The sequence below is a fragment of the Psychrobacter sp. CAL346-MNA-CIBAN-0220 genome (assembly GCF_040309805.1).
In the GTDB taxonomy this organism is placed as follows: Bacteria; Pseudomonadota; Gammaproteobacteria; order Pseudomonadales; family Moraxellaceae; genus Psychrobacter.
Map to the genome: position 1 here is coordinate 1 of NZ_JBEOPF010000172.1, position 279 is coordinate 279.

Sequence of the window (279 nt, forward strand, 5' to 3'; positions counted from 1 at the left end):
TGCCTGCGCCGAGATGGGCATTCGCTCGGTCGCGGTTTATTCGGACGCCGACCGCCACGCGTTGCACGTCAAGCGTGCCGACGAAGCCCACAGCATCGGTGCCGAGCCACTGGCCGGTTACCTGAACCCGCGCAAGCTGGTGAACCTGGCGGTGGAAACCGGTTGCGATGCGCTGCACCCCGGCTACGGCTTCCTGTCGGAAAACGCCGAGTTGGCAGACATCTGTGCCGAGCGCGGCATCAAGTTTATCGGCCCCTCGGCAGAAGTGATTCGCCGCAT

General features: G+C 64.5%; 1 protein-coding gene. It reads left to right on the forward strand.

Features of this window, described 5'->3' with window-relative positions:
* On the forward strand, positions 1-279 hold a 279-nt coding region (locus AAEY88_RS13190; protein ID WP_350563116.1), incomplete at both ends, for a biotin carboxylase N-terminal domain-containing protein.